This window comes from Ornithobacterium rhinotracheale DSM 15997, from assembly GCF_000265465.1.
Taxonomy (GTDB): domain Bacteria; phylum Bacteroidota; class Bacteroidia; order Flavobacteriales; family Weeksellaceae; genus Ornithobacterium; species Ornithobacterium rhinotracheale.
Map to the genome: position 1 here is coordinate 701,747 of NC_018016.1, position 20,716 is coordinate 722,462.

Below are 20,716 nucleotides of genomic sequence, written 5' to 3' on the forward strand. Positions count from 1 at the left end.
TAAAATTCAATCGTTACTTAATTTGTTCTCCCGTTTTCCCGAATCGTCTTTGTCTATTTTGATAGTTGATGATCGCTTCGTAGAAATCTTCTTTTCTAAAATCTGGCCACAAAACTTCGGTAAAATACAATTCTGCATAGGCTATTTGCCAAAGCAAGAAATTGCTAATTCTGCATTCGCCACTGGTTCTGATGACCAAATCCACATCGGGAATATCTGGCGAATATAAGTAATTTTTAAAAGTTTCGTGATTTATTTGGTCTATGCTTAACTTATTTTCTTGCACCGCCTTTGCTATTTTTTGCGTAGCTTCTACAATTTCATCGCGTCCGCCATAGCTCAATGCTAGTGTAAGGGTAGCTTTTGTATTGTTCTTGGTTTCTTCTTCTACCAGCAACAGCTCTTTTCTTGCTTTTTCTGGAACGCGCGATAAATCGCCTATCGTGCGCAAGCGTATATTGTTCTCTTGAAAGCTTTTGAGCTCCTTGGTTAGTGTTTTAAACAATAAATTCATTAAGAAACTCACCTCTTCTTTGGGTCTGTTCCAATTTTCGCTTGAGAAAGCGTACAAAGTAAGATACGGAACGCCCAAATCCTCGCAGGCTTTGATGGTTTGGCGCACGGCTTTCACCGCGCTTTGATGCCCAAAGGTGCGCATCATTCCTTTTTTCTGTGCCCAGCGACCATTGCCATCCATGATTACGGCAACATGCTGCGGAACATTATCGAGATTTATATTTTGAAGCAAACTTTTACTCATTTTCATTTTTAATCACAGAAACATGCAGGGCGTCCAAAGGTATATGTCAAAGTAAACCCTGTAAATACATACCAATCGTTTTTGGCATCGCCTAATTGTCTTTTTTCTATAATTTCTTTGGTTTTTCTTTCTAAATCGGCGTTTAATTGCTCTTGCGTGAGCACGCCATTTGCATAGGTTAAGCCCTCTTCTCTAAAAGTTTCCACATCAGACTCTTCTACCCAAGCCAAATCTAAATTATCTACAAATGTAGGACGGAACCCTACCTCAAATCCTAAAATCCAATTCCAGTCGAATTTCACTTTATACCCCACGCCAAATGGAACGCTCATACTCAATTGCTGTCCATTCTTTTTCTTTACAATCGTCTCATAGCCCTTTCTATTTGCTGGATTCTCAAAGTTTTGAAAGTAAATATCATATTTAGGTCTTGGGTGCAAAAAACCTGCTACTCCCGCAAAGATATAAGGCGATTGTGCTGAACGCTGCTCATAATTGATGGGAAAGAAATTGTATTCAAACACCGCTGATAGCTCAAGCAAGCTATTGGTGTAGCTGGCTCCTCGATAGCGACGATAATTTTCTACCGCCAAGAGATCCGAATCCATAAAAGACGCATAAGTAAGCCCTAATCTTATGGATTGTTGTGGATTTAAATTCCTACGATAAAGCACACCAAAAGTAGCTGGAATTTTAAAACTCCCATTTACTTTTTTGGGCAATGGATTAATGTAATCTGTGCGACCAATATCTGAAATGGCATTGGTTCCTCCTAGAAAAACTCCCACTTCATGTCTCTGCCCAAAGGCAATACTGGTTGAAATTAATAGGAATGCTATAACTATTTTTTTCATAGAGTACAGATTCATTTATACTTATCTCATTCACTCTTAGACAAGCTTTCGAGATTACATTTATATTCTTTAACGCACAAATATAATGATTTATGCTTGCAAGTCACCCCTATTAACAAATTTTATTAAACAAATGTTTAGGCATTGCGATTATCTACGCCCCAAAATAATTTTTGGCGTAAAGTTTCTAAGTAGCTATTATGTTTTAATTCTACTATTTTCACGACAAAACTCGCACGCTTCACCATGATTTCTGTCGTAGTTTTAAGCGAAACCAATCGGGAATCTAAGGATAAAGAATAATGCGAAACACGACTTTTCACTTTTAGCTTTAAATGTTCTTTATCAGGAATCACAATTGGGCGTACATTCAAGTTGTGAGGTGCAATCGGCGTAATGACAAAATTGCTATTTTCGGGCGAAATTATGGGACCATTGCAACTTAAAGAATAGCCTGTAGACCCCGTGGGCGTAGCAATGATTAAGCCATCTGCCCAAAAAGAATTTAGCAACTCGCCGTTAATATAAGCGTCCACCGAAATCATACTCGTGGTTTCTTTTCGCATCACACTCAGCTCGTTAAGTGCAAAAGGGCACTCCAGCGTGCCATCGTCTGAGCGATGCACTTCCAAAAGCGAACGCTCGCTGATGTTGTAATCTTGGGCAAAAATCGCCTCCAAATTCGGAATTAAATCGTTCTTATGAATACTTGCCAAATAGCCCAATCTACCCGTATTCACGCCCACGATGGGCACCTGCGAATCGCGCACAAAGGTTACGGCAGAAAGTATAGTCCCATCACCCCCGAAGGTGAAAAAATAATCTAAATCCTGCCACAATTCATCGTGAGCAGAAAAGACCTCCACTCCATCTAAATTGACATTTTCGATATTTTTTAAAACCTCGTAAAACTCTTTTTCTATTTGAAATAAAATCCCTTTTTGGCGTATTTTTTCTAAAAACACAGGAATCAAATCTCCCAAATAGGTAGTTGTGGTACGCTTGCCGTAAAGGGCTATTTTAAAATTAGACATTCAAAAATCGGATTAATTGATTATATCGCTCCATCATCTCATCGGTTCGTTCGCTTCGCTCTGATTCATAGCTCACCACATAGCCATATCGCTCATAAGCTGCCACGACATCAGACAATCGTTCCGATTTGATTTTCAAACAAATTTCTACACTTTCCTCGTCCATATACACCACAAAAGCACCATATAATTTAGCATTATTCACTTCTGTGATTTGCGTGATTTCGCTTAGGCTAAAGTCTTGCGTAGGCATTCTTAAATTCACCCAAGCACCTTCCTCGCTAAAGAATGTCATTTCGCACACAGCATTGAAGATGTCTTCTCGCAAGATATACCCCACAAACCGACCATTTTCGGGCGAAATCACTGGGATATAATTCACACCAAAACTCTGAAATGCCTTTGCGGCGTCCATCAAATTAGTATTGGGCACCACAAAAAAGTTTTGAAAATCTAAACGCAATTCTTGCACCTGTGCAGACGGGGAAAGTTCCTCCACATCTTCCATGCACACATTGCCCTGCCACACACCATGCGACACAACGGCACGGTGGCTCGGCACCATGTCCATAGGCACATCGAGTGCTTGCGCTAGCGTATCCTCTAAGGCTAGGGGTGGCAAGTCATTTAAAATATAAGGTGCAATGGTCATGTAATTTCTTTCCTTTTTTTTAAGTTGGGGCCAAATTACTACTTTTTGCCTCACCAAACAAAAATAGGAAGTATAAGAAATTTCTAAATCAAGTTTTTTCTAATTTTTAAAGGGAGCTTAGCCTTAACTAAATCATAAGATTGCTGCACCCAATCAGCTAAATCTCGGGGCGATATTTCTTCAAAATTCACCGAAATCCAATGTTTTTTGTTCATGTGATAGGCGGGCATCACGGTAGCAAATTCTTCTTTTAACTTTAAAACATCGCTGGGTTCGGCTTTTAGGTTAATCCACCTTCTGCCTGGGGTTAAAAAGAGAAGTGCAAACATTTTTCCACCAATTTTAAACACCAAAAAATTCTCGCCAAAGGGCATAGACTCCTCGGCAAAAGGCAATTTTAAGCATAAATCCCTCACTTGATCGATGTGCATGATTGGCTAATTTTCAAACAAATATAGTTTTAAAATTTATTAAAATATATTTTTGTGAGTAATTTGTTTAAAATACTTAAAGTCTAATGCCTTTAGCCTTTTACATTTAACTATAAATGATATATATTTGCTGAAAGTAAATAAACAAAATGCAAAAAACAGCACTCCTCAGCGTATCAAACAAAGCAGGCATCACTGCCTTTGCGCAATTTTTAGAATCCCAAAACTACCAACTTCTTTCTACGGGTGGCACCTACAAGCACCTTAAAGAAGCGGGCATTAATGTAAAAGAAGTTTCACAAATTACGGAATTTCCTGAAATTTTAAACGGACGCGTAAAAACCTTGCACCCGCACATTCATGGCGGAATTTTGGCGCGTAGAAACGACCCACAACATATGCAAACGCTTGCCGATATGGGCATCAGCACGATTGATATGGTTGTCGTGAATTTGTATTCCTTCTTTGAAAATGCCGATAAGGACTTATCTATGGAAGAATTGGTGGAATTTATCGATATAGGCGGACCAACAATGCTTCGTGCCGCAGCTAAATCTTTCTTTGATGTAACGGTGATCACCGATAACAACGATTATGCTTTAGTCCAAAAAGAAATCGAAAATCAAGGAGAGACTAGCTTAGAAACTCGCAAAAATTTAGCAGGAAAAGTATTTAATCTCACCTCGGCATATGATGCAGCTATTGCTCAAAAATTGCTGAACGACCCATTTCCACCCTATTATAGTATTTCTTTCCAAAAAGAGTTTGACTTGCGCTATGGCGAAAACCCGCACCAAGCGGCAGCTTACTACACTTCGACTTTTGCCAATGGTGCATTGAAAAACTTTACGCAACACCAAGGCAAAGAGCTTTCGTTTAACAACATCCGCGATTTGGATTTGGCGTGGAAAGTAGTTTGCGAGTTCGACCAAACGGCTTGTTGTGCGGTGAAACATAGCACTCCTTGTGGCGTGGCTTTAGATGATGATATTTTGCAAGCGTACCAAAAAGCACACGACTGCGACCCGATTTCGATTTTTGGTGGCATTGTAACTTTTAATAAAAAAGTAACAAAAGCAGTGGCAGAAAAATGTAACGAGATTTTCCTTGAAATCGTTGCTGCACCGAGCTTTGAGCCAGAGGCTTTGGAAGTTTTTGCTAAAAAGAAAAATTTGCGCGTGATTGAAATTAAAAATCCATTAAGCGATAAAATGCAACTCGTGCAAGTAGATGGCGGATTGCTCGTGCAAGAAATCGACAAATCGTTTAGCAATGATTTTAAAGTAGTAACCGAAAAACAACCTACCGAAAAGCAACTTTCTGATTTGGAATTTGCCATGAAAGTAGTGAAACATGTAAAGAGCAATGCCATCGTGGTTGCCACAAACGGACAAGCTCTAGGCGTGGGCACAGGCGAGACTAATCGTATTTGGGCAGCACAGCAGGCGATTCAGCGTGCAAAGGAAAAAACACAAGAAAATCTAGTTTTGGCTTCCGATGCCTTTTTCCCATTCAGAGATGTGGTAGATTATGCAGCACAAGAAGGCATTACAGCCTTGATTCACCCAGGAGGAAGCATGCGCGACCAAGAGAGCATAGACGCGGCTAATGAACACGGAATCCCGATGATCATCAGCGGTATGAGACATTTCTTACATTAAATCAAAAAATCTAAACAATAATTATCAATAATTCTAAAACACAATAAGTATGAATGCAAATGATTACAAAAAAATACTCATCGTAGGAAACGGCGCAAGAGAACACGCCATCGGGTGGAAAATTAAACAAGACCACCCTTCTTGCGAGCTTTTCTTTGCGCCAGGAAACGCTGGAACCGAACAAATTGGAAAAAACATCGTAGCTGAATCTAATTATGGCTTAATGCTTTTTGCTCAACAAAATGATATAGACTTAACGATTGTAGGTCCAGAAGCAGAATTGGTAGAAGGTATTGTAGACTTGTTTGAATCCAATCAATTAAGAATTTTTGGTCCAGATAAGCGTGCGGCTAAATTGGAAGGCAGCAAGGCTTTTGCCAAAGATTTTATGGAGAAATACGGCGTGCGCACGGCTTTTGCCAAAAGTTTCAACAATTTTGTAGACGCTAGAGATTATGTAAAAGAGCTCACACAATTCCCTATCGTGATCAAAGCCAGTGGCTTGGCAGCAGGAAAAGGTGTGATCATCGTGCACGACAACTTTGAAGCCGAAACTACTTTGCGCAAAATCATGGAAGACAAAACCTTTGGCGAAGCAGGCAACGAGGTCGTAATCGAGGAATACTTAAAAGGTGTGGAAGTTTCTGTGCTTTCTATCTTTAACCATAAAGAAATTAAAACTTTCTTGCCTGTAAAAGACCACAAGAAAATCGGAAAAGGCGAAACAGGACTCAACACGGGCGGAATGGGCGTAGTGGCTCCTAACCCGCATTTTACCGATGAGCACATGAAGGAGTTTGAGAAAAACATTTTGCTCCCAACACAAAAAGGGCTCTTGGCAGAAAAAATGCATTTTGCAGGCATTATTTTCTTTGGGCTTATGATTACCGAGCATGGTATTTATCTATTGGAATACAACATGCGATTTGGCGACCCAGAAACCGAAGCACTTTTGCCTTTGATGGAGAATGATTTAGTAGCCCTCATCGATTCCGCAATACACCAGCAAGACATTGAACTTAAATGGAAAAACGAACATGCTTGCTGTGTAGTAATGGCGAGCGGTGGCTACCCAGGCACTTACGAAACTGGTTTTGAAATCCGAGGATTGAACAAAGTTGATGTTCCCGTATTTATTGCAGGAGCCAGAGAAGAAAGTGGAAAAATCTACACCACAGGCGGGCGCGTGCTCAATGTGGTGGGAACTGGCGCTACGCTAGAAGAAGCCAGAAAAGTGGCTTACGAAAATATCCATAAAATCAATTTTGATTATGAATATTATCGCGAAGACATCGGGAAGATATAATCTCGCTGATTTTTAACCAAAACATATTTAAAAACGCTTTTGTTACTTTTATAAACAAAGGCGTTTTTCTATTTTTGTGCCACTATAACATGATTTAACCCATGAAAAAAATACTAAAAATACTCATTTTTCTACTGCTCATTCCTTGGGTTTATGCCCTGATTTTAATCTTTATAAATCCACCTATCACCATTACACAGCTGAGCAATTTATCTTATGGTTTCTCCAGAACACAGCTCGCTTATGATGAAATTCCGGCTAGTGCTAAATGGGCTGTAATTGCAGCAGAAGACCAGAATTTTGCCATTCATAATGGCTTTGATTTTAAAGAAATTAAAACCGCCTACGAGAAAAACAAAGCGGGCAAGAAATTGCGTGGCGGGAGCACCCTTTCGCAACAAACTGCCAAAAATGTATTTTTGTGGCAAGGGCGCACTTGGATTAGAAAAGGATTGGAAACCTACTGCACCTTTATCATCGAAACGCTGTGGAGCAAGGAGCGTATTTTGCAAGTTTACCTCAACAATGCCGAAATGGGCAAAGGCGTTTATGGCATAGAGGCAGCGGCGCAATATTATTTTAAGAAAAACGCCTCACAGCTCACGCCTACCGAGACGGCACGCATCATTGCCTGCCTGCCCAATCCCAAAAAATACAATGTAAACCCGCCAAGTGCCTACATCTCAAAACGCGGACAATGGATTCTGCGCCAAGTGCGAAACTTGAAAGGCGATAGGGCTCTGAGCGAGATTGTGAACACGCCCTAACGCCTGCCTCAACTCTTTGCACACAGTTTACCAACTCTCTGCGAAGAGTTCACAAACTCTTCGCACACACTTCCCCAAGTCTTTGCAAAGAGTTGGGAGATACTTAGGCACAAAAAAAAGGAACCTCATGAATAGAGGTTCCCTCTTCCTTAAAAAGGAATAAATAATAATGTTTTTTAAGCTTTAGGCTTGGCTACTTTTTCAAAGCCTGCTGCCTTCATGCTATCTAGGATACGCTTGCCTGGGCGGTAGTTTACGCCTACCTTTTTGATTAAGCCCGAATGAAAATCTTTCTCTGTATCTGCCGCTCCACTGCTTAAAGTGGCATAGAGCGAGCCAAGCTTATCTAAACGAACGATTTTGCCCGCTGCCAAGGCGTCTTGAATTACATTCTCTAGCGCAATGATAACGCCACGAATATCTGCCTCGCTGAGTGCCGAAAACTTCTCGATTTGCTTAACGAGCTGGTCTATATCCATTTCTCCATCGCTTGCCACCACGGCATAGTATTTTTGTGGCTCCCCTGGCTTGCTTGGGTTTCTACGCTGAATTACATTGTATTTTATGCTCATAATTACTCTATTTTTAATAGCCTCCCGATGGATATAAAGTTACGCTACAATTAGGGTCTCCATAAGCAAATCTATACCCCTCTCTTTCATATTCCCTTCTCATTCTTCTTGCTCCATCTCTCAAGGCATCCGCTCTATTACTGCTATACCCCTCCTGAAGAAATGTGTCTGCACTTGAAGAAGAATATGAAGAGCTATAAGAATCGTGCAACATAGTCCAAGCTCCATCTTGAGCTACAACATTTGCATGACATGTAACACCTATAGTATAATAAAATCTCCTAGGAGGTTGTGTTCCACCACCACCTCCAGAGCTACTACTTTTTTTACATTGTCCATTTTGGTTAGCATGATTTTGTCCGCCATCACTTACTAACTTCTTAGCTTCTGCTAAGGCTTTTTCTCTTGCTTTCTTTTCAGCATCTGCTTGGCTAATTCCACTCACTGCTGTAGCTGTCGCTTCTTTTTTATAGTTTACCGAGGTTCCATAATAGCCACTACTACAATTGTTTCTTGTAAAGTTTTTATTAAAAGATTGAGTTTGTGTTGAGGTGTACCCTCCGAAACCTTTTACTTCTACAGTAAAGGTAGAACTCCCCATGCTTACGGGGAAGGTGGCGATAGTATACGATTGCCCTGCCGGCATTTGTTTTACTTGATACACTCCATCTCCTCCCACTTCTATGCTTGCCGTTAAATTACCACTACCGCTAAAAGAGCCTTCTGCTATTTTTAGTGTTAAATCATTTATATCCCCTCCTTGTCCTTTTGCAGAAGCTTTTGTTACACTTACAGCATCATAAGCTCCTTTTCCATTGGTATAAGGTATTTCTATGGCCAAACGATGGCTGTTATTATCTATTACTCCTTGAACACTTGCCCCTGCAGAATTAATAGAAACTACATTCGCTGTAATGCTTGGATTGGTAAAAGTAGCCGTTCCTTTTACAACGGTCATACTTTGTTCCGCATGCAAACCTGCAATATCAAATACAGCTTTCAATTCACCTGCTTTCGGAGTCCCCACAAATGTCCATGACAAAGTTCTTTCCTCTCCACCATTCAAAGACACCGATGTGTTTTGTCCTTTAGCTATTCCTAGAGTACTTCCTCCGCTATTTTTCGCATTACTCACAGTTACTGCCTTTGATAAATCTACTTGATTTATTCTAAACAGACTTTTATTCACCAATTTAAACTTAACTTTATTTGAAGAGGTCGTGGCTTCTCCACCCACATAAACCCCATCAAACCCTGCTGACTCAACAGTTAGTCTAGCATCAGGATTACTTGGAGCCCCCCCACCCCCTGGATTGCCTCCTGTACCTGGAGCAGCATTGGCAACTGTTGATATGGGAAGCCAACTCCCTTCTGCTACACTTTGGTTTTGTACACCTTTCGGATTATAAAAATAATAAAAACCTGGCACTACATTCACTTGCTTTCCTCCCTTTTGAGGGTCTGAAATCGTCTGCCCTGTTCCTTTATTAAAAACCAACAGCCCATTAAAATAAGTAGAAAAATTACCAGGATTCACATTATCCAGTTTAAACTCCCAAGTCGTTAAATCTGTTTCTGGAAAATAAATCCCTTTACCTACATTATTTTCAAAATCAGTATATCCTGAGGCATCTAAAAAAGGATTTTCACCCCAAATGGACTCTTCTGGCTTTTGAATCACTTTTATCTGTGCTTGAAGGCTCAATATCCCAAGCACTATAAGACTAAAAAAGTATACTTTTAATTTCATCTCTATTCTATTTTTTGAAATTATTAATAGCCTCCACCTATCATATACCAAGCTTCTCCATTGGACATGATCATCATTCCATGTCCTGGCATTAGGGTTGTCGCATTTTCGGGAACATTACTTCCTTTAAATCCTATTTTAGTTCCTGATTGATTATTAATTGATATTACTCTTCCCTCAAATGGCTTGGGCTCTGGAAGCTCCGCAAATTGTTTACCTGTCTGAACTAAACAAAAAGTATTTGGCTCATCCCATTCCGCTTTTGTAATGTGCTCTACAATTCTTATGTTTCCTGTAAGCGCTGTAAATGGCGTTTTGCCAGTTGCTCCCCCTGGTGTGCTTGGTCCAGTGCCACCTCCTGCTGCAGGAGTATCTTTCACTAAATCTGCTAAGGTAGTCGCACTAATTGGTAAGCGCAACAAGTTTCCATCTTTGTCTACTACCAAAATCTCGGTGGCTTTCACTTTAGATTCTGGCAATACGGCTGCTCTCGCTTTCCTTACACGCGCCCCCCCGTTAACATCCAGAGTTGCGGTAGGCTCATCTGTATTTATCCCTACTGCATCTTTACTCAAAGGACCTTCCGTAGCTGTTTCTACTTGCCCAAATACTTGAGTACTCAAGCCCATCAAGGCGAATACTCCTAAGCTTAACATTGTCTTTTTCATAAAATTTAATTTTAAAAAGTTTCTATTCTGTTTATATTTGTCTCTGTTATTATTTTTTTATTCCCCTTGCTTTCATAAAAAAAGCCTTACCGTGGAGTTAGGGGATTTCCACAGCAAGGCCAAAACTTAAAAACGATTGTCGGCTATTCTCATAGCGAACATCACATAACAACTTTCCTAGCTGTTTAGCTAGAAAAATTAAGTATGAAAAAAAACATTCTACTAGGAAGCTCGTTCCATGAGAGTGTATGAAAAGAAGTATTTTACAGTGTAGGGCACTGCAAAAACATCTCTTTATAGGGAGATAAAAAGATGTACATAACAAAAAAGCCAAAGCTCCTAAACGGAACTTTGGCTTTAGTCTTTTTATACAATATAGTATAGCCAGCAACAAGCTAGCACCACTGTTTTTTATCTTTAAAATGAATGGTAAACTACTTGCAAATACAAATAGTTGAAAGTAAACTATACACGCACAATTATACTGTGTGTGTGTGTGTGTGTGTGTGTGTGTGTGTGTGTGTGTGTGTTTACACTTTTTCTCGAGCTAGGCAAAAAAAAGTTGTTAAACTTATCATAATTCATTATATATTGTACACACTGTTTCATAGAATTGAGGCAAAGCTATAAAAAGTTTTAGGAACTGCAAGCATGTTTTGTGTTAAAATACACCATTCCCCTCTAAAGCTTATACAAAAGAACACCGCCCTAAAGGCGGTGTTCTTTTCATTTTAAAACTTATTTCAAACTTGCTTCGTAAGCCGCCCAGCCTTGCTGTCTGTATTCTTCGGCTACTTTTTCTGGTTCTGTGGCTTTGTAGATTCCGCGTCCCACAATCATAAAATCGGTATGGTAATCACGGAACACTTTTTCTGGCGTGTTATATTGCTGCCCTTTGTTATCGCCTTTTACGCTTAAATTCACTCCAGGTGTGAGCAATAATAAATCGTTTGGCACTTGGCGTTGTGCCACTACGGCAAAGACTTGTGCAGATTTTTGCGAAACATTCAAGGCTTTAGAGATATAATAATTATCTGTCAAGGTACCAGCAGACGACATTTCTACAATAGAAGCCACGCCCGTAGTACCGAAAACTTCCAAACTTTTTTCGCCCGCAATCACATGCGCCGTTACCATATCTGCCCAATCTGCAATGCGATAAATCCCTTGTCTAAACTGCAAATCTTGAGTATTCCCGATGTCGGCAAATTTTCTATCTTCAAAAATTACAAAATCTTTTTCTCGGGCTAATTTTTTAATTTCCTCTACAAACTCTCTTGTGAAATTCGTGATAATATCGGTGTGGAGTTTTAAAGCCACGATTTTATCCCCGATTTTTTCAGCTAGGTTTAAAAGCTCCTCGGTGGTAGTAACATCGGCAGAAGCAATCAAATTTGATTTTTTTCTAAGTGCAATATCAATCAACTTTTTCCCCACTGGGTGGCTGATTTCTTTATCCTCATAGCGCACACGCTTCTTGACTGGAGCCTCTGGCGGATTGTTCAAAAATTCTTTGATACTTGCCACTTGCTCATCGCTCAAGCGGTGATATTTGTGCAAAATATCTATTACTTCGTTGATGGTGAAAAGTGTTTGTACACGGTAGCCTTTTTCAGCTAAAAGTTTTTTACCGCCTTGTTCACGATCTAGCACCACGACAATATCAGTAACCTTTAGCCCTTCTTTTTCTACCTCCTCTATGGTTTCAATCAAACTTTTACCACTAGTGATCACATCTTCTACCAAAAGACAATTTTGCCCTTGATTAAACACCCCTTCGAGCATGCGTTTAGTCCCGTAGCCCTTGTTTTCTTTTCGTTTAATAATAAGCGGAATCCCACTTTCCAAACTCATGGTAGTCGCCATAGGAAGTGCCGCATAAGGCACCCCGCAGATGAGCTCCAGCGAGCGATCGTCTACCAATTGCAAAAGATTGTTTGATAATGTTTTTAACAACTGTGGGCTCGATGCAAGCGGGCGCAGATCTACATAAAAAGGCGATTCGATACCGCTTTTCAGTGTAAAACTCCCAAATTTAATGATGCCTAATTCGTAGGCTCTAAGTAAAAAATCCTCTTTTGTGTTCATAGTAAAATTTGCCTTGATTTTTTTGTACTATTGATTTGAGCAAAGTTAAAGGATTTTGTAATTTTACACCCGATTTTTAAAGTAATTTTTAATGGATTTATCGACACACTTTGCACAACATCAATTTTCTAATTGTTTAATGAATGCCTCGGGTGCCAAATGTATGGAACTCGACGAGCTGGAAAATTTACTACAATCCGCTTCGGGCGCGATGGTAACCAAAAGCACCACGCCTGCCGCACGCGAAGGGAACCCAAGCCCACGCTATGTGGATTTGGAATTAGGCAGTATCAATTCAATGGGATTGCCCAATAATGGACTGGATTTTTATTTAGATTTTTGTCTGAAGAACGAAAAGACAAAGCCCATCTTTTTATCGCTAGCGGGAATTTGCCTTGAAGATAATCTTGCCATGCTCCAACGCTTGCAAGAAACCGACGGCGATTTTATCGTAGAGCTAAATCTTTCTTGCCCTAACATTCCTGGCAAGCCACAAACGGGCTACGATTTTGAACGCACCCAAGAAGTGCTTGAAAAGGTTTTTGCTTTCTATACTAAACCACTTGGTGTGAAACTTCCTCCGTATTTCGACATGGTGCATTTCGAGCAAATGGCTGCGATTTTAAATCAATTTCCGTTAGATTTCGTAACTTGTATCAACAGCATTGGGAATGGATTATTCATCGATACCGATAGCGAAAGTGTTGTGATAAAACCAAAAGAAGGTTTTGGTGGCTTGGGTGGAGCTTATGTAAAACCTACGGCACTTGCCAATGTGCGCAAGTTTTATCAATTATTAAAACCTGAAATTGCCGTAATTGGTTGCGGTGGCGTGGAATCGGGAAAAGATGTTTTTGAGCATATTTTGTGCGGCGCTGCCATGGTACAAGTGGGAACCCAACTGATGAAAGAAGGCACACCTGTCTTTGATCGACTGTTAAGGGAGCTACAAGATATTATGCAAGCCAAGGGCTATAATAGCATTTCGGAATTTAAAGGAAATTTAAAAAGTTTATAACAAAAAAAAACGGGAGTCTAGCAAAAGCTGCTCCCATTTTTTATTAACCACTATAAAAACAATTATTTATCAACTATGAAAAGATGTTTGCTTTTCGTTTGGCAAATTTAGATATTTCAGCCTATCTCCCATCAACAAGCTAGGTGACTTTTATCAATAATGACAAAAGTCGTGTTTTGAAAATTTTTAGATTGATAAAAGTGCTTGCGTTTCCTCACAAAACATAAGGCACTTCGTTCAAAATATTAATCCAAATTTAATATCATAAATCCCCAACACTCATATACCACTTATCGTTATATTCCACAAATGTATAAATAGTAGAATAACGAGCATTTACATTATCCCCAATAAGGACTACTCCATCTTGAATCTGAGCAGCCTGAAGGTTAAAATTATCCTCATTCCCTACAGGTTGTATTTGTAATCCCCCCGATGTACCTCCATTCACAGGAATAATCATCAGTCTAATTATTCTCGTTTCATTAGGCGTGTTCCTATTTTTAGGCAAGACAACTGTCGTCATATTACCTCCTTGATCGTTTGTTGAAACATCATTGATCACAAAAACCCTAGCATTAGATTTAGACAAATCTACAGTTACGTTTTCGTTATCTGTATTCACACTACTACTATAAAGGCTTAAACTATTTAATCCCGTAGATTCACTTAGCTCTGCCGTTCCGAGAACGCCATGCGAATCCGCCACAACCATTTTGGTAGCTCTGAAAGTTTGCTTCTCCGTAGACAGTTCCCCGTTTTGAGAAGTACCTATTATCTTTCCAACCCCACTTTCTGGTAAGTTACGCACACGCAGCGTGCCTACTATGTCTAAATTTTCGGTAGGAGAATCTGTATTAATTCCTACCCTTCCTTCTTCTTGGGCGAAAGAAAACATACTACACCCACAAAAGATAACTGAAAATAGAAGTGTTTTTCTCATAATTTTATTTTTTGTTAATTATAAACAAAGTTAGTAAAAAAATTAATTCAAAAACAAAATAGATCAGTTATTTTCTTTAGTTTCCAGATAGTTACAAAACATAAAAAAAAGGCTTCTTGAAAAAGAAGCCTTAAATAATATGAACAATTTCCGAAAATTACTTTCCGTTTTCCATTCTTTCTTTCAATGCTGCAAGCTCATCTAGATCACCAAGTGTAGCTCTTTCTTGCGTATTTTGGCTTTCTAGTTGTTTTTTCACTTGTTTCATTTCTTCGTCTCTGTAAGTAGCTGTGTGAGAAACAACGATTCTTCTGAATTCTTTGTTGAATTCAATTACTTTAAAGTTGATTGATTCTCCTTGTGCTACGCGAGTTCCGTCTTCTTTGTCAAGTGTTCTTGCTGGTGCAAACGCCTCGATATCTTTATCTTCGAATTCTACTTTTGCTCCTTTGTCAAATACATTGAATGCAACTCCTGTGTGCTCAGTACCTACTGCATATTTAGTTTCGTACTCATCCCAAGGGTTGTTTTCTAATTGCTTGTGTCCTAAGCTCAATCTACGAGCTTCTACATCTAGTTCTAGAACTACAACATCTAACTTATCTCCTACGCTGCAGAATTCAGATGGATGTTTGATTTTTTCTGTCCAAGAAAGATCAGAAATGTAGATTAATCCGTCTACTCCTTCTTCTAATTCTACAAATACACCGAAGTTTGTGAAGTTGCGAACAGTACCTACATGTTTAGAACCTACTGGGTATTTAGCAGTAATGTCTGTCCATGGATCTGGAGTAAGTTGTTTCATACCAAGAGACATTTTTCTGTCTTCGCGGTCGATGCTCAATACTACAGCCTCTACATCATCACCTACTTGTACAAAATCTTGTGCTGAACGCAAGTGAGTGCTCCAAGACATTTCTGACACGTGGATAAGCCCCTCGATACCAGGAGCTACTTCTACAAACGCACCGTAGTCTGCTAATACAACTACTTTACCTTTGATTTTGTCTCCTACCTGTACATTTTGATCTAAAGCTTCCCATGGGTGTGGCTCTAATTGCTTAACACCTAATTGGATTCTTGTTTTATCTTCGTCGAAATCTAAGATTACAACATTGATTTGGTCGTCTACCTCTACCACTTCGTTCGGGTGGTTGATACGGCTCCAAGAAAGATCTGTAATGTGGATTAATCCATCAACACCTCCTAAGTCTACGAATACACCATAAGAAGTGATGTTTTTAACCACACCTTCTAATACTTGACCTTTTTCTAACTGACCAATGATTTCTTTTTTCTGTTCTTCGATATCTGCCTCGATCAAGGCTTTGTGAGAAACTACCACATTTTTAAATTCTGGGTTAATTTTCACTACTTTAAATTCCATTGATTTTCCTACAAATTGCTCGTAGTCACGGATTGGCTTCACATCGATTTGAGATCCTGGCAAGAATGCTTCTAAACCGAAAACATCTACAATCATACCACCTTTGGTTCTTGCTTTGATGTTACCCGTTACGATTTCGCCAGTTTCGTTGGCTTCGTTCACACGAGCCCAAGCGTTAAGGGTTCTTGCTTTTCTGTGAGAAAGTTGCAATTGCCCGTTTTTGTCTTCTCTTTGGTCTACCATTACCTCTACCTCATCGCCTACTTTAAGATCTGGGTTGTAACGGAATTCGTTCAAAGAAATAACACCTTCAGATTTGAAATCGATGTCTACGATTGCTTCTTTGTCGGTAATGCGCACTACTTTCCCTTTGAACACAACATTTTCGTCTAGTTCTTCAAGGGTGTTTTCATACATTTCCTCCAATTCAGCTTTTTCTTTGCGATCTTCTTCGTTCAAACCGCTTTCAAAGGCTTCCCAATCGAAATCTTCTGGTGAAATGTTGGCGTTTAACAAGTTTTGTTCCGCCTGTAATTTGTTTTTAGTCTCTTCAGACATAGTAAAAAAATTTGTATTATCATTAAATGTATCGGGAGCTTAGAGCGAAATACCTTAATGATAAGTGTTTAACTTTTTAGTTTATAAATGTTTACTCCCCTTCGCTTAAACGAGTGCAAAGATACATTTAATTCTTGATTATTAAAGTATTTTTGGATAAATGTTTCTTTTTGAGCGGGGTAAAGGGGGATAAAGATTTTTTAGCCTTTTTTATTTACTGAGAACAGGCTCAATCTTTCACATCTAATATTTCCCCCATTTATTATCCTTTCTTTCACTTGGTTTAACCAATAAAACTAGGAGAAAGATAGGTGGAACTATCAACAATAATGATAAAACTATTAAAAGTCCCCCTGCTACATCAACATTAAAAATATAACAAAAGAACAAAATAGCTATGAATAAAACCTCGGGGATTAAAGAAAGATAAACCCACCACAATCCACTATACCCAGCGTCATGTAATCTAAGAATAACACTTATTGATTTAACTATATACAACAACAATAAAATAATCAATAGTGTTATTAAACTTGAAGAAGTATCATCAATCATTTTCAAACCTAAACTTATCAAAATAACAGAAATGTATATTGGAAAAAAAACATGTCTGCGCATTCTACCATCTAAATCCATAATTTATATTTAAAAAAATTGCCTACTCTATAAGGTTTTCGGCTTCCCCTTTTTTATATTTTAATTTTATAACTATCGCTTTCCGAAAAACACGCGTGTTTTTTAAAAAAACACACTACATTTTTCCAAAAAACACGCGTGTTTTTTTTCAGGCGATGCTTAGAGCTTTTCGTAGGTTAGATTATTCAACATTTTTTTCAAATCCTTACCTGGCGTAAAAATCACTTTTGCACCCTTGATACTCGCCGCCGTTACTTCTTCCTCTTTCGCCTTCCCCTCACTACTGATGTTCACGCGCATACTACCTAACTCACCGAGGCGTACCGCATTACCTTCCTCCAGCGCGGCTTGCATTACATCTACCAATGCATATAGCACCGCACGAATATCGGCACCGCTTACGGTAGAAATTTTCTCAATGTCTTTGGTCAATCCTGCGAGCGTCTTTTCGCCCACTAAATTCGCAGAGGCATAATATTTCTTTTCTCCTCCACCGGCAACTCCGGGTTGCCCTTTCTGAATTACTTTGTACTTAATTGGCATTTTATTTATTTTTTAACTTTTTTAGACACAAAAAAATCCCCTGCACAAAATTTCATGAAATTTTGTGCAGGGGACATATTATATTCTCTCGCAAAAATTACTTTTGCGATGCTTATATTTTTAAGGTTTAATTGTGTGTGTGTGTGTGTGTGTGTGTGTGTGTGTGTGTGTGTGTGTTTAAACATTTTTTTGAATATTACAATTTTTTTCTAGTTAATTTTCGCCAAATATATAAACTTTTCTCTTTTACTTCCAAATTTATTTTAAAGACAACCATCACACCTGCCCATCATCTGCAAAGCTATAATATCCTGATTGAGCTATAATTAAATGATCAAGCATCGGAATATTTAGCACATTTCCTGCTTCTTTAATTTTAGCAGTTATTTGCAAATCTTCTGTACTTGGATGGAGTGCTCCGCTTGGGTGATTATGTGCCACTATAACGGCGGTAGCATACATTTCGATGGCTTTTTTGAACAGCACACGCACATCTACCAAAGCTCCCACAATGCCCCCTTCGCTGATTTTTTGTGCGGCAATCACTCGATTGGATTGGTTTAAAAATAATACCCAAAATTCTTCTACATGCAAATCCTCTAGCTCGTGCCTCAAATATTCATAAGCAGATTGGCTGGATTTGATTTGTGGGCGACGCACGGGGGTTTGCTTGGCTCGTCGCCTACCGATTTCAAGTGCCGAAACGATCCCAATTGCCTTGGCTTCTCCCACTCCTTTGTATTTTTTAAGCTCAGAAACCGAACGCTTGGCGAGCTCGTTCCAATTGTGATGATGATCTTGTAGTATTCGCTTGGCTAAATCCACTGCGGTTTCTTCTCGATTGCCACTGCCCATAATGATTGCCAAAAGCTCGGCATCAGACAAAGCGTCTTTGCCTTTTAGCATTAATTTTTCTCTCGGGCGATCATCTTCTGCCCATTCGTTCAGTGGTTTTGTCTCAAATAGTCTTTCTCGTTTCTCTTCCTTCATTGGCTTCTTTCTTCCAGATTTGATATCCTTGCCAAGCTAAGATAAGAAAAATTGTGAATTGAATGCCCGTAAATCCTAAACCTTTAGCAAAATACAGCGGCACAGAGATTAAATCCGTCAATAACCAGCCTAGCCAATTTTCGACTTTCTTTTTAGCCATCAGCCACATAGAGCCAAAGGCTAAGCCCGTGGTAAGCACATCGACATAATTTAACCAAGATTCAAATTTGTCGAAATAAATATACACGCCCACCACAAACACCATCGAAAGTATCGTGATTGCAAGTGCAATTGCCCAATCTTTGGCTTTACACCAAGTGATTTTTAACGAGGAATCTTCGCTTATATTTGCCCAGAGAATCCAGCCATACACGCTCATCATGGTATAGTAAATATTGATAATTAAATCTCCGTAATACCTTACCGTGTAGCAGATATATACATAAATCATGGTGCTAATAATCCCCGTAGGATACACCCAAATGTTACCCTTTCGTGCAAAAAGCACACTTAAAAGCCCAAAAATTACTGCCGTAACTTCTAATAAAATATCTTGCCAAGTGGCTTCGGCATAAGGCGAAAGAAAAAAATCGTACAAAGTGTCCATTATTCAGCCCATTGTTTTAGAGGTTCGGCAAGTTTTCGGTCATTGGCAAGGCGTGGTACTTTGTTTTGTCCGCCCAGTTTTCCTTGGGTTTTCATATATTCGTTAAATCCCGATTTTTGAATAGTTGTTAAAACCAAAGGTCGCAAGATTTTGCCTTGAATTAAATCATCATAATACACATTTTGTGCACACATTTCTTGGTTTAATTTTTCGGCAAATTGTTCCATATTTTCAGGTTTTTGCTCAAATTCTATGAGCCATTCGTGGTATGGCAAGCCCTGCTCTGGCGCCACTTCGGGTGCCACATGAAACTCCGTTACCAAGGCTGGAAATTCTTTCAATGTATTTTCTAGAGCTTTTTCTACCTCTTGCCCTATCACATGCTCTCCAAATGCCGAAGTGTAATGTTTAATTCTGCCAGAAACCACAATTTTGTAAGGATTTTTAGACACAAATTTCACGGTATCACCTATGCTATAAGCCCAGAGCCCCGCCATGGTACTCATAATCACGGCGTAATTTTTATTGAGCTCTACTTCGCCAATCGTCAAACGAGTCGGATTTTCGTTTCCAATCTCATCCACAGGTACAAATTCGTAGAAAATATCTTTATCCAAAAGCAACAACAATTCTTCTGAATTTAATTGATTTTGGTAGGCAATAAAACCTTCCGATGCGGGGTAAGTTTGAATCACATCCACCGCTCCGCCCAAAAGCTCGTTCATCTTTTGTCGGTAGGGTTCATAATTCACACCGCCCGTTACGATCAATTGCAGATTAGGGAATATTTGTTTGATTTTTTTGCCCGTTTTTTCTTGCAATCGTTCAAAATACATAATCAGCCATGGCGGAATCCCGCCGATGAGTGTCATATTCTCGTGCTTAGTTTCTTCCACGATTTTATCTACTTTGGTTTCCCAATCTTCGATGCAATTGGTTTCCCAAGAGGGCATTCTATTTTTTTGTAAATAATTGGGGACAAAATGCGCCGAAATCCCAGAAAGCCTACCGACTTTTATGCCGTTTTTTTCTTCCAGCTCGGGGCTTCCTTGCAAGAAAATCATTTTTCCATTTACGAAATTCGCATTTTGGCTATTTTTGATGTAATATAGCAAGGCATTTCTTGCCGCCTCTATGTGATATGGCATCGATTCTTTGGAAATCGGAATGTATTTGGTACCCGAAGTGGTGCCCGAAGTTTTGGCAAAATAAAGCGGCTTGCCTGGCCAGAGTACATTTTCTTTACCTTCAACGATTTGGTCGATGTAGCTTTTAAGCGTTTCGTAATCTTGCAATGGCACACGCTCCTGAAAATCTTTTATGGTTTTTATTTCTCTGAAGTGATGAATTTTACCAAATTCGGTATTTTGAGCTTTTTTTACCATGGCTAAAAAAAGCTTTTGCTGGGCTTGCTCGGCATTAGCCTGCCATTTATCTTCTTTTTTAGTAATGAATTTAGCTAAATATTTTGCAATAAAAGATTTCAACATT

Annotated in this window: 20 protein-coding genes; 4 read left to right on the plus strand and 16 right to left on the minus strand. The window is 39.2% G+C overall.

What is annotated here, in order from left to right; translation table 11 throughout:
• Window positions 1-13: 13 nt before the first annotated feature.
• From ORNRH_RS03265 to ORNRH_RS03285, 5 genes are all read right to left on the minus strand, one after another.
• A complete protein-coding gene (locus tag ORNRH_RS03265) occupies window positions 14-760 on the minus strand; it encodes an isoprenyl transferase (RefSeq protein ID WP_014790483.1) in 747 nt (248 codons plus the stop codon).
• 8 nt (window positions 761-768) lie between these two features.
• Window positions 769-1,614: a type IX secretion system protein PorG gene (gene porG, locus ORNRH_RS03270; RefSeq protein ID WP_014790484.1), complete on the minus strand. Its 846-nt coding sequence runs from the start codon at window positions 1,612-1,614 to the stop codon at window positions 769-771.
• 137 nt (window positions 1,615-1,751) lie between these two features.
• A complete protein-coding gene (locus ORNRH_RS03275; RefSeq protein ID WP_014790485.1) occupies window positions 1,752-2,648 on the minus strand; it encodes an NAD kinase in 897 nt (298 codons plus the stop codon).
• Window positions 2,641-3,300, minus strand: coding sequence for a CBS domain-containing protein (locus tag ORNRH_RS03280; RefSeq protein WP_014790486.1), 660 nt, complete (start codon window positions 3,298-3,300; stop codon window positions 2,641-2,643). The genes ORNRH_RS03275 and ORNRH_RS03280 overlap by 8 nt, the downstream gene beginning before the upstream one ends.
• Window positions 3,301-3,383: 83 nt before the next feature.
• Complete coding sequence (locus ORNRH_RS03285; protein ID WP_014790487.1) at window positions 3,384-3,731, minus strand: MmcQ/YjbR family DNA-binding protein; 348 nt, start codon at window positions 3,729-3,731, stop codon at window positions 3,384-3,386.
• 149 nt (window positions 3,732-3,880) lie between these two features.
• Between ORNRH_RS03285 and purH the strand changes: the two genes are divergently transcribed.
• From purH to mtgA, 3 genes are all read left to right on the plus strand, one after another.
• A complete protein-coding gene (purH, locus tag ORNRH_RS03290) occupies window positions 3,881-5,392 on the plus strand; it encodes a bifunctional phosphoribosylaminoimidazolecarboxamide formyltransferase/IMP cyclohydrolase (RefSeq protein WP_014790488.1) in 1,512 nt (503 codons plus the stop codon).
• Between the two features lie 49 nt (window positions 5,393-5,441).
• Window positions 5,442-6,698 (plus strand): phosphoribosylamine--glycine ligase, encoded by a 1,257-nt coding sequence (gene purD / locus ORNRH_RS03295; RefSeq protein WP_014790489.1) that lies wholly within the window; start codon window positions 5,442-5,444, stop codon window positions 6,696-6,698.
• 101 nt (window positions 6,699-6,799) lie between these two features.
• Complete coding sequence (gene mtgA / locus ORNRH_RS03300; protein WP_014790490.1) at window positions 6,800-7,465, plus strand: monofunctional biosynthetic peptidoglycan transglycosylase; 666 nt, start codon at window positions 6,800-6,802, stop codon at window positions 7,463-7,465.
• Window positions 7,466-7,641: 176 nt separating this feature from the next.
• Here the strand turns inward: mtgA and ORNRH_RS03305 are convergent, their stop codons facing one another.
• The 4 genes from ORNRH_RS03305 to pyrF all read right to left on the minus strand — a co-directional run bounded on the left by ORNRH_RS03305 (window position 7,642) and on the right by pyrF (window position 12,543).
• Window positions 7,642-8,037 (minus strand): HU family DNA-binding protein, encoded by a 396-nt coding sequence (locus ORNRH_RS03305; RefSeq protein ID WP_014790491.1) that lies wholly within the window; start codon window positions 8,035-8,037, stop codon window positions 7,642-7,644.
• Between the two features lie 13 nt (window positions 8,038-8,050).
• The gene (locus tag ORNRH_RS11530; RefSeq protein WP_014790492.1) at window positions 8,051-9,787 is read right to left on the minus strand and encodes a DUF5977 domain-containing protein; all 1,737 of its coding nucleotides are present in this window, start codon (window positions 9,785-9,787) and stop codon (window positions 8,051-8,053) included.
• Between the two features lie 23 nt (window positions 9,788-9,810).
• On the minus strand, window positions 9,811-10,455 hold the full coding sequence (locus ORNRH_RS11535) for a hypothetical protein (protein WP_014790493.1): 645 nt from the start codon (window positions 10,453-10,455) through the stop codon (window positions 9,811-9,813).
• A 738-nt stretch (window positions 10,456-11,193) separates the two neighbouring features.
• Entirely contained in the window at window positions 11,194-12,543 is a 1,350-nt protein-coding gene (gene pyrF, locus ORNRH_RS03320; protein ID WP_014790494.1) for an orotidine-5'-phosphate decarboxylase, read from the minus strand.
• Between the two features lie 91 nt (window positions 12,544-12,634).
• Between pyrF and ORNRH_RS03325 the strand changes: the two genes are divergently transcribed.
• Window positions 12,635-13,561: a dihydroorotate oxidase gene (locus tag ORNRH_RS03325; protein ID WP_014790495.1), complete on the plus strand. Its 927-nt coding sequence runs from the start codon at window positions 12,635-12,637 to the stop codon at window positions 13,559-13,561.
• A gap of 262 nt (window positions 13,562-13,823) precedes the next feature.
• Here the strand turns inward: ORNRH_RS03325 and ORNRH_RS03330 are convergent, their stop codons facing one another.
• The 7 genes from ORNRH_RS03330 to ORNRH_RS03365 all read right to left on the minus strand — a co-directional run bounded on the left by ORNRH_RS03330 (window position 13,824) and on the right by ORNRH_RS03365 (window position 20,715).
• The gene (locus ORNRH_RS03330; RefSeq protein WP_036601214.1) at window positions 13,824-14,459 is read right to left on the minus strand and encodes a hypothetical protein; all 636 of its coding nucleotides are present in this window, start codon (window positions 14,457-14,459) and stop codon (window positions 13,824-13,826) included.
• A gap of 202 nt (window positions 14,460-14,661) precedes the next feature.
• Window positions 14,662-16,449 carry a 30S ribosomal protein S1 gene (rpsA, locus tag ORNRH_RS03335; RefSeq protein ID WP_014790497.1) on the minus strand — a complete coding sequence of 596 codons (1,788 nt, stop codon included), beginning with the start codon at window positions 16,447-16,449 and terminating at the stop codon, window positions 14,662-14,664.
• Between the two features lie 243 nt (window positions 16,450-16,692).
• A complete protein-coding gene (locus ORNRH_RS03340) occupies window positions 16,693-17,085 on the minus strand; it encodes a DUF805 domain-containing protein (protein ID WP_014790498.1) in 393 nt (130 codons plus the stop codon).
• A gap of 159 nt (window positions 17,086-17,244) precedes the next feature.
• Window positions 17,245-17,628 carry an HU family DNA-binding protein gene (locus tag ORNRH_RS03345; protein WP_014790499.1) on the minus strand — a complete coding sequence of 128 codons (384 nt, stop codon included), beginning with the start codon at window positions 17,626-17,628 and terminating at the stop codon, window positions 17,245-17,247.
• A gap of 276 nt (window positions 17,629-17,904) precedes the next feature.
• Window positions 17,905-18,618: a RadC family protein gene (gene radC, locus ORNRH_RS03355; RefSeq protein ID WP_014790501.1), complete on the minus strand. Its 714-nt coding sequence runs from the start codon at window positions 18,616-18,618 to the stop codon at window positions 17,905-17,907.
• The gene (gene pnuC / locus ORNRH_RS03360) at window positions 18,587-19,225 is read right to left on the minus strand and encodes a nicotinamide riboside transporter PnuC (RefSeq protein WP_014790502.1); all 639 of its coding nucleotides are present in this window, start codon (window positions 19,223-19,225) and stop codon (window positions 18,587-18,589) included. The genes radC and pnuC overlap by 32 nt, the downstream gene beginning before the upstream one ends.
• Window positions 19,225-20,715: a GH3 auxin-responsive promoter family protein gene (locus ORNRH_RS03365; protein WP_014790503.1), complete on the minus strand. Its 1,491-nt coding sequence runs from the start codon at window positions 20,713-20,715 to the stop codon at window positions 19,225-19,227. The genes pnuC and ORNRH_RS03365 overlap by 1 nt, the downstream gene beginning before the upstream one ends.
• Window position 20,716: the final 1 nt, after the last annotated feature.